Origin of the sequence: Cysteiniphilum marinum, from assembly GCF_014857925.1 — a bacterium.
Classification (GTDB): Bacteria; Pseudomonadota; Gammaproteobacteria; order Francisellales; family Francisellaceae; genus Caedibacter; species Caedibacter marinus.
The window spans coordinates 46338-65309 of the sequence record NZ_JACYVZ010000012.1 but is presented as its reverse complement, the minus strand read 5'-3'; the positions used below and the strand labels follow the sequence as shown (position 1 = coordinate 65309).

Below are 18972 nucleotides of genomic sequence, written 5' to 3'. Positions count from 1 at the left end.
AAAAGAAATGGACGATGCCAGTGGCAAACTGGGCAACAACCGTTTCGCAGCTCAACATCTTTTTTCCTGAACGGTTAAAACTTGAGCTTTAGGGTGACACAGTTGAGTGAACAGTCTCTACTAATTTCAAGAAACATCATCTGATTTTACCCACCAAGGAGCAACTTATCTTAGGTGTGTTATTGCTACTATTGCTACTGGCAAATGTGATTTATCGTAAGCGACTGCAAGCTAAACTTTACCTTTATCTGCGCCATTATGTTTATCATTATATCTATCTGCGCGTGTTTTCTGCCTATTTTAACGAGCTTAGCTACTTATTTGCACGTAGTATTTTTCCAGCATCTTTGCTGTATCTTATCTACTGCGTTATTTTCATTGATCAAGACCCACTTAATATTATTAATATAATGATTAACGCCTTGGTACTGAGCTTGATCTTTTATATATTATTTAGTACCACCATCAGAAATTTACTACATCTTAATTCATCTCAAAATAAATCTAGTCATCGGTATGTTCGCCCTTTAGCCCTTGTGAGCTCAATGATTGTTTTCATAGAACATATTAACCCGATTGCTTTTGGCTTTAATATTGAGCCCTTTCTTATTGACTACGCTTATGCACGCGTTTTTTGCATGCTTATCTTAGGTATTGTTCAACTCATATTACTCATAAAGCTATATTTGAGTTATGCCAAAACACACCACTTTCATTCAAGTCGCTATGGCTTACTTATCTTATATTTTCTGCTCATACTCTATAGCTTATATATTGTGATGGTGCTTATCGGTTTTGGCAATCTGGCATCTATTGGTTTTTATAAGTTATTGCAAACCTTATGGGTAATTTATATTGCTAGTCAAATAACACGTTTGATTGCTTTTTTATTAACACCATTAAGTGCGCTTAAACTCCAACGTATTACTCCACATAAAAAGCATACCAAAGCCCATGCGATTGTTGTCTATCACTGGTTAAAGCTCATTGGCATTATTATTAGCTATATGTTTGCGCTACTTCTTATTACCCTATTATGGGGTGTTGAAGCCAATGAATTAAATGCGATGATAGTTTATCTTTTTACGACACCTTTTCCTATCAGTGACAATCAGATTTTTTCTGTTATGCATATTATCAACGCATTGGCTATTTTTCTCATTTGCTACGTGGCTTTATTGATTATTAAATGGATGATTCAACGCCTGATTATTCATTATTTAACCATAGAAACTGGTACAAAATATGCGCTTGATAAGTGTCTTAACTATCTGGTATTTATTTTTGCGATTGTTATTCTTATTTACGCCATGGGGGTTAGCACACATGCATTAACTTTTATCATCAGTGGTTTATCGATTGGTATTGGTTTTGCACTACAAGATGTAATCAAAAACTTTTTCTCAGGGTTTATTCTGCTGATTGAGCGCCCTATTAAGGTTGGCGATATGGTGCATTCTGGTAATGACTTAGGATTTGTTAAACATATTAATATTCGCACAACCATTATCGAAACATTTGATAAAAACACCTTAGTCATTCCAAATAGTATTCTGATCAATGATAAATTAAGCAATGAAACCATTAATCCTTTAAGTCGCGCTAGCATTAGTATTGGTGTTGGTTATAACAGTGACCCTGAAGTAGTGAAAAATATCCTATTACAAGTTGCTAAGAATAATCAGTATGTCTTTGATGATCCTAAACCATCGGTGAAATTTAATGACTTTGGCGACTCAGCACTTATCTTTATCCTTAAGGCTTTTGTTAATAAGCTTGAGCAAAGCAAAGCAGAAGACAGCCTCAGACACGAGATCTTTGCAGTCTTTAAAGTCCATAATATCGATATTCCTTTTCCACAATTGGACATTCAGTTTAAAAATATGCAATGATTTTCTTAAGGTACCACCACAACAGATATGGTGCGACTAGCGTTTGAAGTAGTGGGTATTTACTGACTTCTGTCATTCAGCACCCTAATCACCCCAATATTCAAGATTGTTTAAAGTATCAATCATTGCTGTAATGACTTTTTTAATGATTGGATTTTTATAGGATTCACTATTTACAAGAAGATATGTTGTAAATGGTTTACTCGATAAGTCAGGTAATATATTCACAAGTGTTTGATGATCTGATTTCACAACCGACTCTGGAATCAAGCTCACTCCATAGCCTAGTTTTGTTAACTTATACTGCATAATAACTGCATCACAACCTATACTTTGCTCAAATGTGACAACGTGTTCATTTTTTTCATTTCTTTTATTTTGCTTATCTTCCTGACTTTGGTCATGTTGTAGCAACCACGATTTCGTAGGTAATAAGTTATTATAAATACAAATATGTCTTTTTAAGTCTTGTGGCTCATTAATTGCTGGATGTGTTTTAAGATAATGTTCACTAGCATATAGCTTATGTGTCGTTTGTAAGCGCATTTTAACGAGCCATTCTTCATCATTAATTAAATGAATAAGTGCATCATGGATAAAGATCACATCAAATTGATCAAACAGTGATTTTGACATTGAGCCGAAATTAAGCATTAGGTAATAAGTATAACTAATCATCTCAATTGAAATATCAGGATTTATTGCCAATACTGACTGCAAACACTCGTCAATAAAAAAGTAATACACCCCTATATTATTAAAAAAGCGTACCTGCATTTTTTGTGTTTCCTGCTTTTGAACCAGTTGCGAGAAACTTCGATCCATATGCTGCACCATCGCTTGCAATCTTGGGATCAGTTCAGATCCATAAGGCGTTAATTCAACTCGCCCACTTTTTGTCGTAATCACCATATTTTTAAGATGAAACTCCAAGCGCTGAATCCGTCGTGAGATGGTTGTACGATGCTCACCCTTAGCATCTGATAGTCCAGCAATTGAACCTATTTTAATGATATCTAACAAGGTAAGCGCATCAGTAAAGAACTCAGTATACATAACATTCCTTCGCTATTCATCAGTCATTTAACCTGCTATCAAGCATAGTTTAATCCGCCTATAAGTAAAGTATGGATTCTAATACTTCTATCTTATGTCCTCTGAACTGTGTACACAAAATGCAACAACTGGTGCAACATGTGATCTGTTTCCTACACATCAAACTGCTCATAATGCGACCATACAAGGTGATCACTAACTGTCATCTTGCAATGTTCAACAACCTTCGAGGAAAACATTATGAAAAAGATCACTCAACTTAACAAACTATATACTCTTTGTGCATTATCTCTTGGTAGCATCTCATTGGTTGCCTGTGGCGGTGGCGGCGGTGGTAGCTCTGAAGAAAACACACCTGTTGCACAAACAAAGATCAACGCTGCAGTTACATTGGATACTCCAAATAATGTGATCAACGGTGACAAAGCACTTTATAGCACGCAATTAACCGCAGAGGTTGCAAGTCTTTCTGTCAGTGCTGAACCTGCTCAGATTATTGCTAAATACTTTTCACCACAGCTAACTACCGTACAAGCAAATGCATTAACGCATAATCTTGGCTGCTATGAAGGTTTAGCACTAAGTGTTGGTGAGCATTGTGAAGATCATTATGAAGTTACATCAACCATAGAAAATGCAAGTTACCATGGTAGCCTTGTTTATGAAACAACAACTGGCACGGTTACAACGCCAATCAATATCGACTTTAAGGCTGATAATGATGCGGTATTTAATCATTCAGACATTCAAGTGACCAGTGTTGGTTCATTCTCACCAGGACTGCAGTCAGCTATCGATATTATTAACACTTCACAAAAAGTGCTACAAAATCCACAAATGCTATTCCCAGAATCAGTACGTGCATATATCCATCCATTAAATAGTGTATCAACATTAGCAAGTGGGCAAGCAACAACCTTAAAGTTTGAAGTAGATAATTCCGCTGAAGCACTTGCCGCATTAAAAGCATGGAAAAATGAACTTGATCAAGCGTTAGCAACAAGCGCTTTATACGTTAAAACCAATGCGCAAAAAGCGCAAAAAGTAGAATTAACACCGTCTTTTAGTTTAGCAACACTAGTAGCTGTGAATAATTCAAATGATTTTTCACGTAATGCTAATGGCAACTTAGAAAAAGTTATTACTTTAAAAAATACAACCAGTGACGCCATCAATAGCATTGATGCACAATTCTCACCTGTCGTAGAGGGCGTAAATGCTGACTTTTCACTATGCACATTGCCACTAGCGGCAGGTGCAAGCTGTCAAATTAAAGTCATTGTCAGTCCTGAAGTCAGTAACACAGGTATTTCAAGCTTTGAGACAAATGTTACCTTTGTTACTGATTCAATTTATCATCTTGATGATTTGAGCACGACAGTAGCAATGAATACAGATGTTGCACTAAGCCTTGATCCATTGAGTGTTTTTATTGATCATCATGATAGTGTGATTAAATTTATCAATACTGGAGATGTTAATTTTAAGCCCTCAATGCTTGCTAGTGATTATAAAGTTTACGATGCGACAGGCAAAGACATCACTAACCAGATCAGCATTTTAGAAACTTCATCATGCTTAAGTGGCAATGTTGTCGCACCTAAAGCAAGCTGCTCGCTAGTAGTTAATCCAGAAATTGCCATCTCCCAAGTTGTCCAACCGTTTAAGTTAGTTATTAATAACAGCAACACAAATACCGAAATCACTTTACCAAACTACAGCGATAATGGGATTTTTGTTGATGCAACACTCACACCAAAGGCTTTTGTTTCAGGTAAAGATGCCTCAATTTATGTAGTACTTTCGCCCGTTGAAGCCAAAGTGCTCTACGGCTTTAAGCTACCCTTTGACATGCCATACACATTAGATACCAGTGTTGAAAACAGTTGCCAAATTGGTAATCTGATCAGCTCACCTTGTGTTGCCAAACTTGATATTTCAGGAGTTGATTTAGCCAATAAAAGCCTTCTTAACAATTTGATCATTCAATGGGGTGACTCAAGTACAGATACAGAAACACTCAATATCAAGGTTGTCGATATTAATGATCCTGAAGCAGACACAAGTGAGCTTGTGGATCTTAATGCACTATCACAGTTAAGCAGTAATGCGATTGCTGTTGATAAAGAAGGCTTACATATCAGCTTAACCAACAACACCAATCAAGCACTACAACACTTAAGTGTTAGCGTCCCACAATGGCTAAGCGATATTGTTGACTTTCAAGCACTTGACACCTTAAGTATGCTTGCGGTTAATAAATCTCAATCACTAAGTCTACCTTTACTTTCAGGTCAAACGGTTGCTGATCTACAACAGGCGATGATGGCACATCAAGCAGAGGTTCTTGCTAATAATGATGTTAATTCCACACTGGATAAAGTCTTTGGCTTTGCTGCGAATAATGCCGCAACCTTGTTTTATCCTAGTATAGCTAACTCGCTTTATCCGACGTTTGATGATGGTATGTTCACACAAGAAGTTGTCTTTACAGAGCTTGGAGTACGTTATATCCCGATTAGCAATAACACGACTGAAGCACAGATGATCAGCTTTGAGCAGAATTTACCAACAGGTGTCACCTTATCTGGGCAAACCTCATCTCCAGAGATGACCTTATGTCAAGAATCGATGACATTAGCCAGTGGTGCAACCTGCTATGTTGCGTTTAATGCAGCAGCTGATGCCAATGAACAGGAAGGTAACCACTTCAACCTAACATTAACACCGGATGCTCAATCTGGGTTATTGGCGACCACTTTACAGATGAGTTTTAAAACTAATTTTGTTAATGAGCTAAGCTTTAGTACACCTGAGTCAGCGATAAATATTCCATTAACTGACATCAAACACTATGACTTAAAAATTGTCAACAATGAGCTCTTTGTTGCTTGGTTGCCATCAACAGATATTGCGAATTATCGTTTGACAGGAGATGATCTAACAGGTTTGCAATTGACTGATCCTAGCATGAGTCCAAGCTGCTTCACAGGATCTGCTGTTGCCAGTGGCAGCTATTGTTATGTTGGTTTAAACGTATCTGATAACAGCACAGCAGCTGAGTATGGATTAGTCTTAGATATGGGTAGTAATAGCAATTTAGCACAAGATGATCTTAATATTGGTGCCGTAAATATTATTGACCATGGCGTTGCATCTGCTGAGCTTGTTGCTAATGGTCAAAATATCACAGGCGTTGTCGCAGGCTTAGGTTTTGACGTTGTCATTCATGCACCTGACAATTGGTTTAATGAAGTTTCAACGGATCAAAGCTTCACGATTAATTCAAGCTCGCCAGATATTCTAATCGATGGTGCAGAAAGTAGTACTTGTAGCTTCTCACAAACTCTGCAAAGCCTAACTTGCCAAGTACATGTTACTACCACTGAGGCACTTGCTGTTGGTAGCTATGAGTTAAGTATCACCGCAAATAATACAATGCAGATTAGCAATGCTATCATTAGCTTTAATATCCAAAGTTATGCATGGAAAGCCTTATCTCAAATCACTACACGTAACGATATTGGCTCGTGTGGTATCGGACATGATAATAAGGCCTATTGCTGGGGAGATAGGAATAGCAACAGATTGGGAGCTAATGTTTCTAGTGATCAACGTAAACCTGTTGCTGTATCTCTAGGTCAGATGCCACAAGATGTTGTACTTGAAACCATTATCGCTGCTGAAGACACAAGCTGTGCGCTAGATAATACCGGACAAGCCTACTGCTGGGGGGATAATGATTATGGTAAAACAGGTACGGCTAATGGCGATAATGGCTCCATTCAACAACCAACTAAAGTCGTACAAAATGGGGTAACTTTCAAAAGTATTGTTGGCGGGCAATTCCATCTTTGTGCGATCTCAGATAATGAGGAATTATATTGCTGGGGATCAAACAGACATAATCAATTGGCAACTGCGATTGCTACTGACGAAATTATTGATCATCCCATTGTTATTCCTAGAGGAGATATTCCATTAACTGAAACCGTCAAACAAGTAACGGTTAGCTTTAGTGAAACATGTGTACTTGCCAGTAATGGCTGGGTATATTGCACCGCTGAAAATGGTTCTGCTAAATTATCACCAATTGCCCAAGGTGCTTTACCTCATGACGCATATTATACCAAGATCCAGTCAGGATATGACTACTTCTGTGGGCTTGCTAGTGATAATCATGCTTACTGCTGGGGAGATAATAGACGCGGTCAATTAGGTGATAATACAACGACTGATCGCACGGTACCGGTACAGGTCAAAGCCGGCGCCATCCCAGCTAATGCAACCTTGCAGGATATCTCAGCTAACTTTAGAAGCACCTGTTTACTTGCTGATAATAAAGCCTATTGCTTTGGTGAAAACTCTTCCTATGACCTAGGTACCGGTAACACAATTCAAAACAAAGTACCGGTTGCTGTTGCTCAAGGTCAGCTAGCTCAAGATGAAACGGTGAAATCACTGGCTGGTAACAACTGCTTTATCAGTAGCCAAGACAAAGCTTATTGCTGGGGTAATAACGAGAACTATAAGACTGGTACCAACTTAACTAATACCGTCATTATAACACCTAAAGTGGTTTACCCTTATAATGGATAATTCATAATCTCACAACAACTTAAGCCTGCGACTGCAGGCTTTTTTATTGTTACGGCAAATATTCCCTGCTCGTCATGCACACATTACGCACAATCTGGCGCGCAACATGTCGTTTTTTTAATCAGAAAACCTTTTTATCATAAGCAACATCTCTAAGCGTGATTAACTTTAAGGAAACTTACGATGCAATATAAAACATTAATCAGACTTCTTCCTTCACTCATTAGCACCTCTTTAATCAGTGCCTGTGGTGGCGGTGGAGCCGGTGCACCCTCTCCAGAGCCAATCATTGGCAGCACTAAACTTAACAATGAAACTTTATTAGCACCTGCCTCAAGCATTAAAGCCGAAGGGATTGGCATCAATAAGCAACGTTTAAGCACCGAAACCACTTATAACCTGATGACAGGTTTAAATGACCCGCAACAGGACAACATTAAAGTAATAGGTGCACATATTGATCCACAAATTGATGGTCTTACATTGAAATATGTGGCTGATAAATCAGAGAAAAGCTGTCTTATCACCAATGATGATGGTTCGCTCACACAAACGACATTAACTGCTAATGACAGCTGTGTGCTTAATATTGAAACCATCTACACCGGCTCGCAAACACTTCTTGATCAAGAGCTTAACTTAATTATCGAGGTTGAAAATATTGAAAACAAAGTGCTGCATTACCAAGGCAATTTTATTAAACAGGAAGATATCGCAACAGCACAATCATTAGCTAAAGCAAGTGTTACACCGATTACCATTCATAGTGACGGTCAAATTGATGTTGTTTTTAAAAATATTTCAGATAACGCGATAAATCGTGTGGTATTAAATATCGCTGAAGATGATGATAGCAAATGGTTTATTGATCTGTTAGATGAGGCTACAAAAAAACAACTGAATGCAAATAATCAAATCGTCGATGATGAGAAAAATATTTTGCCTGGTGAAACTGGCATTATCACTTTGCAACTTGACCCAATAAAATTAAAAACTGCCCTTGAAGATGAAACTCATCAAGCACAACTTGTAGATAATATTAACAATGGCCATCTTCTTAACATTGATGCCAGTAATATTGCTAAAACTAATATTGTACTAGCCTATGATAAGCGTGTACTTGTCAGTGATCGCTCTAATATCCATTTCACACAACCAAATAGTAATACAGTCACGCTAAAAAATACCTCTAATAACCCAATTAAAATTAATCACATAAACATCACTGATGATATTTCAGATGTTAATCTTATGGCAAACGTCAAAGATATTGCCCCACTATCTGATGCCATGATTATGCTTAATGCACAAGCATCGGCAAAAGGTCAAGGTGAATTAATCATTGAGTATGAACACGATCATGGCATAACTGAGACAATGACTATTCCAGTAAGCGTTGCCAATACCAACATTAAATTATCTGAAATTAACGATAACAATCCTTTTGAGATAAAAGATCAAAGCCTTGAGGTATCAACACAGATCACCAATAACGGTAACTTTAATTGGTATCCAGCAACAGCATCAACACAAGGAGCCTATCAAGTGCAACGAGTTGGTGACGAGAATATTGATCGCTCTTTATCTAATGCAACCAATTGTCTTACCTTAAGCGAAACCGGATTAGCACCTCAGCAAAGCTGTGAGATGCCAATAATGACTATTAATCCAGATACACAAGCAGGCACCTATGAATTTACTCTATATGCTAAGGCTGAAGGTGGTACTGTTTACACCAATCTTGATAATAATCAACGTGCTGTATTTTCAGTCATTGAAAGAGAAAAAGGACAAGTACAGTTTCAAGCAGTTGATGGCAAAGTATTAACCGAGCTTCAGTTAAATAACATTGACAATAAAGCAACGATTGTTGTTAAAAACATCGGCAAAGGCGATCTTAACAACTTAAGCTTTAGCAGTGATCAAGCTGATGTGCTGCATATTGATAATCAAGCTTGTCAAGAAACATTAACGGCAGATCAATCATGTCAAATCATTGTTAACACTGATTATGATGCTAATGATCCTCTTTATGCCAAAATTAAAATATCTGCTCATAATATGAGTGAAGAAAGCACTGAATTTCCTGTCACAATAACAAAAGCAAAAGCTTACTTTATCTTTACAACCACACAAAACTATAGTGGTAATTTAGGTGGCATTGAAGGTGCTAATAACAAGTGTCAACTTGAAGCAAACGCCCTTGGACTTGATGGGGAATACAAGGCTATGCTGCCAGATACTTCGCGCAGTGTTAAAGATAATATTAATTATGATCAAACAGCATACTATCTAAATTTAAATAATGAAGTCGTAGCTCCTCCTAACACACTCTTCTTGGGTGGTTTAAAGAATCCTATTGCAAAAAACACTGAAAGTTATGTTTGGAGTGGATTTGTGGTATATGACGATGTTTATGGCTTAAGTAGCAATTGTAATAACTGGACAAATGATGGCACTTCAAATAGCCCACAATATTTTGCCAATGTTGCCAACCCTCTAGCAACTGACAACTCATGGGCTGCTAAGTTTGATAGCGAGAAACACAGCTTACAACTAGCTAGTTGTAACACGCCATACAAACTCTATTGTGTACAAAAATCTTAATTATCAATAATCCAAAATCACAAGGAACATCCATTATGAGTATTAAAAATTTAACTAAAAAGATTGGCTACTTTGCTTTACTTAACCTAAGTTTGATTGGCAGCAGCTTTGCCAACTCTAGCGTGTCTATTTATGTTGACCCTGCAGTAACAGATCTTGATGCAACGCAAACACAATTTATCATTGCTAGCGCCTACCCTGAAGTAACACCACCCACACTAATTGTTGGTACTGATAGGGTTACGATTGATACTGGATCTAATATTGCATTAGAAAATAGTGATATTGCTAATTGGCTTAAGAACATCCGCGGCGCATGCGATACTGATGATACTAATTGCAAAGCAATTGGTAGCAGAATAAGCGATAATACAGCAGGTCTTGGCTTATACGGTGATCTTATTTTCACTTCCAAAGATCACCAACATCACTATATTTGCAAAAACGTTGTATTAGGTGCTGTTAAACTTAGCTATTTTACAGCGACTTGGTCACTTGGCGCTAAGTCAAGCCTACCAAGAAAATATAATGAAACAAGCAAGGACTGGGAAATCACGCTAAACTGTGAGAGTGCAAAACAAGAAAATACATATATTACTCTTCAAGCAAATGGAGGTAGTTCATTTACAGTATTTAAAATGGATAAATAGATACCTACGGGCTGAACCCATAATACTTGAGCGGCAAAGCCGCTGCACAACTTGGTTATGCGGTTAACGCTTCACATTGTGAAGCGGCCAAAATTAAATAATGTCCCCTTATTGTAATGTGGCTTTTTTGATCTAGACTAAAAATATAGTCATATTAAGGAAAAGTTACTGAGGTATATGATATGCTAAAAATGAATCGATATATTTATCTTCTTACAATTACCCTAAGCCTAGGTTTGTATCAATCAACCTTTTCATCTATACGATCTTTTGAAAATGTTAGAATACTTGTTTTTTCGGGAAGTGGTGTCAAAAATATTGCGTATGCTGGTGCACTAAAGGCATTTGAAGAAAATGGTGGTAACTTGGAGTCAATAAAAATTATTTCAGGATCCTCTACAGGATCTATTGTCGGGATGCTTATTGCCTTAGGATACAGTACAGCTCAAATAACTGCTATATTAGGCGCTCTTAACTACTCAACCTTATTGGATAAATCTGATTTTGTTTCAACAACATTAAGTACCAATATTCAAGAAACAACTCATACATCTAAATATACCCAATCATCTATCGATGAAAGTATTGCAAATCATCTGAGCAATATACAAAGTTATAACTCTAATACACAACAATCAGCTGCATTGAATGGGTTATATAGTGGTAAAACACTATATGAACTCTTTAAAACTCTGGTAAGTAATGCACCGATTTTCAAGGATGCTGATATTGAGGATAAAAGTATGCTTACACTCCAAGATATTTATAACTATAGTAGTGGTGTTCATGTATATTTTGCCGCAACAAATTTAGGTACTGGACAAGTCATTATGCTAAGTTCAGCCGATACAAACACGCAGAACATTGCTGTTGCTGATGCAATCAGAACCTCAAGTAGCCTACTATTCTTTTTCTTCCCTGTAAATTATCAGTTATCATCATCTGGAGAGTGGTCAACACAATACAGTACTGCAATGTCCTATATTAACTCTGAAGACACACAAAATAGCTACTTAACCTATCTAGATAGTATCAGGTCAAAATCTTATGCTTTTGTGGATGGAGGAATACTTCAAAACTATCCAATAGCAGAAATCATCAAATCATATCCACAGTCTCCAAACTCAGGTGAACTTCTGGGGTTTACATTTAGCTCAACAAATATCGCAGATAACACAAACAGCACAAATCCAACACAACAAAGCCTTTCCAGATCGCCTAATAGTACTCTAACATTTTTAAATCAAGTGTTCACCACTCTATCAAATGGGCAATATAGCCAAATGATGGATGATCCTAGTATTACTGCTAACACGATTTTCATAGATTCTAATAATATCTCAAGTATGGATTTCTCTCTAACCGAAAGTGAAATGCAAACGTTATACCAAAGTGGGTACCTTGCAGCAGGTGGAAACAATGCGAATACCCTTACGCCTAATTTTAATTGGACAGCAACATCAAATCCACTATATGGCACACCACTTTATAATCAATTTTCTCCTTACTCAAATGCTAAACAAACTTTATCTCCATCTATAAGGCTAGGAAACTCAATTGATAAATTTAAAGATTTTATTAAAAAGCACCTACCTTCAATTACCACACCGACACAAAAAATGGCAACCCCTAACATGGGCAATATGGACAGTTGGGTGGCAGCAAAATCACAAGAAATCTCAAATAAAAATAATACAAGCTCAGTAGCGTCTAGTGCTCCAGGAAGCGCTGAATCATCACTTTGTCAAACCAGTTTTGCCAACCAGCTTAAACAGAAGTTTAGTTCATACATATCAGACAGTATGGCCAGCTGTTTTTCACAAAAGCAGTGTAATGTATATATATATGCTAACTGTCTAGCCCAAAATGGGGGAATTCCTGATGGAGTGACAAAATGCAATATCACGGGTAATAATGCTTGTTTGAACGCTGTAAACTCATGCTCTGGAACAAGTAATTTCATATTAGCAATTACAGGAATAAAACAGGCCAACGCAATGCAACAAAAAGCCTCAAGTAGTTGTGCTTGCGAATATCCTAGCCAACAGCTTTATTGTGATGATAATTTTAATAATTGCGGATGCAGCATTCAAGCAGATACAAATACTATACCTTGGTTTGATGGTCGTCCAACTCTATCATGGAGTAATATCCATAATATTCAGTGTACAAATGGAGAGTGTGCTGGAAATTATGCAATAAATAACAGTGGAGAAGTTGCCATTTTTTCAAACAGGAATAATAGTAGTTTTATTGGGGAAGATTTTCCGTATGCTACAGTAAATAATCAGGCTATCTCTATTTCTAGTATGGGAGGTTTCAAAACTCCATCTGAAGGGCACTTCTATTTTTGTGGCACATTAACTATTGATAATTTTAGTTTTAATGTCTGTATGTTACAAAAAGGGGCTAATATTGGGAATCCTTGGTATATGTCAGCAGATCCTAACTCTTCAACTTATAATGCACTTGCTGTTGCAGCATGTTTTAGTGGGCACTACATGCAATCAACAACAAATTTCTCAGGAGGGCAATTCGTCTATAACGGCACTTTTGCAACCGGCCTCGCAAGTTGTGGTTGTATTACACAAGGTACAGGATGTAATCTATCTAGTGATAAGTCTTTTTGCCAAGGATCAGATGAAGCCACTTGTCAACAAGCATTAAATGACACAAAGAAATTATTAATGTCTAGCGGTCAGTCTGCGATTGCCAGTATGTATGCAAAAGATATTGTTAATTCTGTAATTAACCAAGTAAATAATGAAATGTCTCAAGATGAGCTTGAAGATGATTTTGAGGATGATGGAGGAGATGAATAATAAATTACTTAAACTCCCTCCTTATTTTATCAGTCGATGCACCAAGTTTCTCTGGCGTATTGAGTGTATCTAAATCATGACTTCCATTAATCTTCATAGGATTCCCGGGCACAATATAATCGCCAGCATTAATAAGCATATTACGTGCTTTAATCTGTGGCAGCTCACAGGCTTGTTTGATGTTATTAACAATACCATTTGGAATACCGGCATCGGTTAAGATCTTTTGCCATTCTGCCGTTGTCTTTTGCCTAAAAAGTGGTTGTACAACAGCTTGTAAATCAGTGCGATTTTTAATGCGATCAGGTCCTGTTTTAAACTTAGGATCATCGTGCCAGTTCATTTTATCTAGTGCTTGACAAAAATTGAGCCACAGCTTTTCGCCCAAAACAGCCACAATAACCGCGCCATCTTTTGTGCGTAATGCACCAAAAGGTGCAGCAGCTGGATCAATATTGCCACTACAATGCTCAATTTCATTGAGTTTAGTATAAGCAACCACTTCAGCTGGCATCATTGCAAACAAACCATCTAGCATCGAAACATCAACATAGGCGCCCTTGCCACTTCGCAATCGCCCACAATAGGCAGTCATTGTTGCCATATAGCCCCACATACCAGCACTGACATCGCCTACAGGAAAACCAATGCGCCCAGTATCTTTATCTAAATCACCATTGATTGACATCATGCCTGAATAGCCTTGTCCCACCAAATCAAAGCCTGGTGCATGCGCCATTGGTCCTGTTGTACCAAAACCTGAGATTGAGGTGTAGACAATCGCGGGATTAATTTTTTTAACCTCTTCATAACCAAGGCCCAGTTTTTCCATAACGCCAGGTCTGAAGTTCTCCACAAGAATATCTGCCTTTTGAATGATTTTTTTAATCAATGCGATATGTTCTGAATTTTTCAAATCTAGCGCACAACTTTCTTTATTGGCATTGGCTGATGCCCAAAATACTGAAGTTCCTTCTTTGGTAAAGGGAGCCGCTGAGCGCAACATATCACCATCTCCTGGTCGTTCAATTTTAATAACTCGTGCGCCATTGTAAGCCAAGAGCATTGTGCAATAAGGTCCAGCTAACGCTTGAGTAAAATCCAATACTAATACATCATCTAAAACACGTGACATTTTTCTCTCCTTGAATCTTTCGATTTTTCATTTTTACTTCTTATGATGAATCTTAGCAATAAGTGCTTCGACACGTTTAGTAAATTGTGGACTATTTAAAATCTTATGTCTCGACTCCTCAATAGCGACGCCTTCATCATAATTAATCGTAACATCATTAGCCAAAACATTAAGCTGAAATTTACTGTTAGCAACACCTTCAGCACAACAACTAATAATTGCCTGACAGACCTCATCAACACGTGCTGAAAGTGATGCACTATCACTAAAAATGGTGTTAAAAATTCCTGTATGATAGGCATCCATAGCATCGATACTACTAGCGGTAAAAAATAGCTCTTTGGCTTTATGAATACTCATGACTGACAACCAATTTTGGTAATTACGCAATGAGAAAGGCACTCCCATTTTATTAGCGGTAATAATCACCTTGCTGTCATTGGTGGCATAAACCATGTCACAAACCATCAGCATATGTAAAGCACCAGCATAAACAGCGCCTTCGACTTGGGCAATAATAGGTAAAGGTGATGCCGTCATTGCGTCAAACATTTCAAACATCGGATCATTGGTAATCTCATCGACTGATGTCAGTTCATTTAAATCATGCCCTGCTGAAAATATGCCATGCGAAATATTGGCTTTAAGCACAATCACACGCTGTTTCTTGCGTTTTGCCTCATGAATAAATTGTGTGACGGCTTTTGACATCTCACTATCAAAAGCATTGCGTTTATCACCATTATTGATCGTAATTATTGTGATTTTGTCATCGTGTTGACAGAGTATCTTATCCATTGAAATATCTCCTTATAGTTTTACAATTCAAACGCATCGCGCCAGTGTCCCTAAGTATAGCGCAAGATTTTTAGAATAGACATTTGTTCAGTTGGTTTTTCAAATTTCACCCTCTTTTATCCAATATGCATAAATTACGCACACCGCTGTTTTTAATCTGTAGTTACAGCTATGTGATTGTTTTGCGATCATTTTCTCTGTCTGTGCAATTATTAAGGAGAACAGCATGAAATTATCTAAACTTTATTTTCTCACATTGACGGCTTTGATCATAAGTGCTTGCGGTGGTGGCTTTGATGGTGCAAGCAATGAAACATTACCAACACCAACGTCTGAGTCAGACCACCAAACCTTACCATCCTCTGAAAACACAACGATAGAAAACACGGAAACTACTGGACCTGAAGCACCTGAAGAGCTTGAAACCGAGGTTGAACCAACACCAATACCATCAATTAATATCGTGCAATTTATAGCAAATGGTATTCCTGAAACAGCTGATGGTACGGTTAACTTCATTAAACCAAATCAAGAAGTTATCAGCTATAGTTTATCGGAAATGCGTAGCCAATCAGGTGTTATGTTAGCAAGCAATGACTATTCTGTTGAGTCCACTATTTTGTATGAAGGGATCAATTATGTACTAACAACGGTGAGCATTTCAATACACAGTGGCATGACTAGCCCAGTTTCGCTTAATTACAGTGCGCTTGCCGCAGAAGCTGGCGTTATTCATATCACATTAAACAATCTTCCTAGCGGCAGCACTGAACGTTTGGTGAGTGTCTATGATAATGAATCAAATCCTGTCAACTCACAAATGTCCAATAACTTCAATGTTACCTTGAGTCTTAACCCTGGCACTTATACGATTAGCTATCAAGGCTATCTTGATAATGCAAATAATCGCTACTATAGCGCAAATAACACCAACAATATAACCGTTACTGCTGCAAGCACACAAGATCTTGCGATTAGCTATTCAGTGGATAATGTTTTTTACGAGGTTGGCGCCTATTATCCTGCTTGGGGCACCTATGGACGCGATCACCAAATACACCACTTAGATGCAAAAGATCTTGATGTACTTTATTATGCTTTTTTGAACTTTGACGCTAATGGTATTGTCACACTTGGTGATGGTTATGCCGATACGGAGAAACGCTTCACAACAGACGTTACCACTGCGCATGGCGTCTATCAAGCAGGCACATGGTATGGCGAGGGTTCTAACAAACCTTTTTATGGTAACCTAGAGCGTATTCAACAGTTAAAGATACTGGCAAAGAACGAGTATAACAATGATTTGATTGCTGTTTTCTCTATTGGGGGCTGGACATGGTCTGGCAATTTCCCAAGTGTTGCTGCTGATCCACAAAAACGTCTAGCCTTTGCTAATAGTGCCACGGCATTGGTTGAGGAATATAATATGGATGGGCTTGATCTTGATTGGGAGTTTCCTGTATGGGGTGTGCAAAATGAGCATATCAATGCCGCTAATACGGCTATTGCTGCCCAAGGAGCCGAGATTACTAATGAACAAAAGCAAGCGATTCTTGATCAATACTTACAATATAGCGATGCTGCTAACTATGTTGAGCTTATTAAAGTTGTTCGTCAAAAGCTTGATAACTTAAGTAATACCACTGGCAAAACCTATCATTTAAGTATCGCCATTAATCAAGCACCTGAAAATATCACTCTTAATCACTATAGTGAGATGCTACCGTATCTTGATTCGATCAACATCATGTCCTATGATGCCGCAGGAACATGGGATGGTAACACAGGGCATCAATCACCCTTATCTGCCACAGAAGGTACTGATGCACCAAACTATATGACAACCAAAGGACAATGGAATCTCATCAGCAGTGTTGCCGCACTTAATGCCGAAGGTGTCACCAATCAAAAAATCATTGCCGGAATTCCGCTATATGGTCGCCAATGGGTAGAAGTAGATGTTGGATTAGCGAATATTCCAGGGGTTTATCAATCAGGTGTTACAGGACCTGGAGAGTGGGAGGATGGCAGTCTAGGGTATAACTGCCTCATGGGGGGTAGCTTCTCAAATGTTAAAGATAATGAAGTATGCGCAAGCTTTGCTAACACTGCATCTGATTACACCTATATTCTTGTACGCGATAACAACAATGTATTAAGAAGTGTTGGCAACTTTGGTGAGGTGAGCATTAATGGTTATACCATCTCAGGTGTTACCTACCCATTTGATCGAATTGTTGAAAGCTATTATTACAACCCGTTGTCACGGATGTTTATTACTTATGATTCAGCAACAATGGTGAAAATCAAAGCACATTGGCTAAAACAGCAAGGGTTAAAAGGGGCAATGTTTTGGGATACTTCAGGTGATGCACCCAACCCTGAAACCAACCCTAATCCATCACTCATTGATGCGCTAGCTAATACATTTAACTAATACGATGCAGTGTTACATACCATCCGAGCCTGTCATTGATATGCTCGGAGTATCTTGAACTGGCTGAACAAGTGACTGTTTGTAAGTTTTATTTGAGTTTGATACATAATCAGTCCCTGCATAAGCCGCTGCTAAGTTGCCTGCTAAGAAAATACCGATAAACATGACTGCAATCGCTTTAAAAAATTTGTTCTTTTTCATCTTAAGTGCTCCTTTAATTATTTAATTACTGTTCATTTTTCTAGGGTGAGTGTTATAACACTTATCCATCATCGATAATCAAAATTAATAAAAGCTTAAGGTGTCACAGCAAATAAAAATAGTTTTAAAAAATCAAATTTAATAGCTAAATTTCAATAATAACTTCTGTTGAAGCAGCGCGAAACTTTTTTGGTAAATCCATGGCACTATAACCAAATGCACACATTACACCTGAGAAATCAAAATCATCAAAATTGATTTGTTTATATTCATCGAGGACTTTCTTGACATTTTCAGCTTCAAAACCTTCAATCGGGCAACTACTAATGCCTAAAGATTGTGCGGCATTGAGTAGGTTCGTTAATGCAATATAACACTGCCTTTTTGCCCAAGCGTCCGTATCTTCAACACTGAGATAATTTTGTACTAAACCTAGATAAGTATCCTGCATTTCTTGTGGTAAATTTCGTCGTGAAACCTTTTGACGAACATAATCACTCTTACCTCGGAAATTATGCGCTTTGCGACTTAAGATGATAACAACAAAGCTTGAATCTGTAATTTGACTTTGACTCCAGCATGCCGGTTTTAATTTCTCACGCAATTTATCATCTTGTATCACCACAAACTGCCACGGCTCCAAGCCAAACGATGACGGTGATAGGCGTCCTGCTTCTAAAATAAATGCTTTATCTTTGGCAGAAATTTTGCGTGTTGAGTCAAATTTCTTGCAAGCAAAACGCTGTTCTAATAGTTCAATATAATTCATTAT

The 18972-nt window shown here is 37.8% G+C and carries 11 protein-coding genes; 6 read left to right on the top strand and 5 right to left on the bottom strand.

The annotated features are described in order from the left end of the window. Nucleotides 1-182: 182 nt before the first annotated feature. The gene (locus tag IE867_RS07520; RefSeq protein ID WP_192484156.1) at nt 183-1892 is read left to right on the top strand and encodes a mechanosensitive ion channel family protein; all 1710 of its coding nucleotides are present in this window, start codon (nt 183-185) and stop codon (nt 1890-1892) included. Nucleotides 1893-1976: 84 nt separating this feature from the next. On the opposite strand, the gene IE867_RS07515 is transcribed toward IE867_RS07520, so the two are convergent. Then, entirely contained in the window at nt 1977-2948 is a 972-nt protein-coding gene (locus IE867_RS07515) for a LysR family transcriptional regulator (RefSeq protein WP_192484155.1), read from the bottom strand. Nucleotides 2949-3188: 240 nt separating this feature from the next. Between IE867_RS07515 and IE867_RS07510 the strand changes: the two genes are divergently transcribed. The 4 genes from IE867_RS07510 (at nt 3189) to IE867_RS07495 (ending at nt 13626) form a co-directional block, all read left to right on the top strand. Then, nucleotides 3189-7547 (top strand): RCC1 domain-containing protein, encoded by a 4359-nt coding sequence (locus IE867_RS07510; RefSeq protein ID WP_192484154.1) that lies wholly within the window; start codon nt 3189-3191, stop codon nt 7545-7547. Nucleotides 7548-7730: 183 nt separating this feature from the next. Then, the gene (locus tag IE867_RS07505; protein WP_192484153.1) at nt 7731-10154 is read left to right on the top strand and encodes a DUF1554 domain-containing protein; all 2424 of its coding nucleotides are present in this window, start codon (nt 7731-7733) and stop codon (nt 10152-10154) included. Nucleotides 10155-10189: 35 nt separating this feature from the next. Continuing rightward, on the top strand, nt 10190-10804 hold the full coding sequence (locus IE867_RS07500; RefSeq protein WP_192484152.1) for a hypothetical protein: 615 nt from the start codon (nt 10190-10192) through the stop codon (nt 10802-10804). Nucleotides 10805-10986: 182 nt separating this feature from the next. After that, nucleotides 10987-13626, top strand: coding sequence for a patatin-like phospholipase family protein (locus IE867_RS07495; RefSeq protein WP_192484151.1), 2640 nt, complete (start codon nt 10987-10989; stop codon nt 13624-13626). Between the two features lie 4 nt (nt 13627-13630). On the opposite strand, the gene IE867_RS07490 is transcribed toward IE867_RS07495, so the two are convergent. Then, nucleotides 13631-14761, bottom strand: coding sequence for a CaiB/BaiF CoA transferase family protein (locus IE867_RS07490; protein ID WP_192484150.1), 1131 nt, complete (start codon nt 14759-14761; stop codon nt 13631-13633). Nucleotides 14762-14794: 33 nt separating this feature from the next. Further along, nucleotides 14795-15559: an enoyl-CoA hydratase-related protein gene (locus IE867_RS07485; RefSeq protein WP_192484149.1), complete on the bottom strand. Its 765-nt coding sequence runs from the start codon at nt 15557-15559 to the stop codon at nt 14795-14797. Between the two features lie 226 nt (nt 15560-15785). On the opposite strand from IE867_RS07485, the gene IE867_RS07480 reads away from it, so the two are divergent. Next, on the top strand, nt 15786-17999 hold the full coding sequence (locus IE867_RS07480; RefSeq protein ID WP_192484148.1) for a glycoside hydrolase family 18 protein: 2214 nt from the start codon (nt 15786-15788) through the stop codon (nt 17997-17999). A 12-nt stretch (nt 18000-18011) separates the two neighbouring features. On the opposite strand, the gene IE867_RS07475 is transcribed toward IE867_RS07480, so the two are convergent. Both IE867_RS07475 and IE867_RS07470 read right to left on the bottom strand, forming a co-directional pair. After that, entirely contained in the window at nt 18012-18200 is a 189-nt protein-coding gene (locus IE867_RS07475) for a hypothetical protein (RefSeq protein ID WP_192484147.1), read from the bottom strand. Nucleotides 18201-18345: 145 nt separating this feature from the next. Next, nucleotides 18346-18969, bottom strand: coding sequence for an NAD(P)H-dependent oxidoreductase (locus IE867_RS07470; RefSeq protein WP_192484146.1), 624 nt, complete (start codon nt 18967-18969; stop codon nt 18346-18348). Nucleotides 18970-18972: the final 3 nt, after the last annotated feature.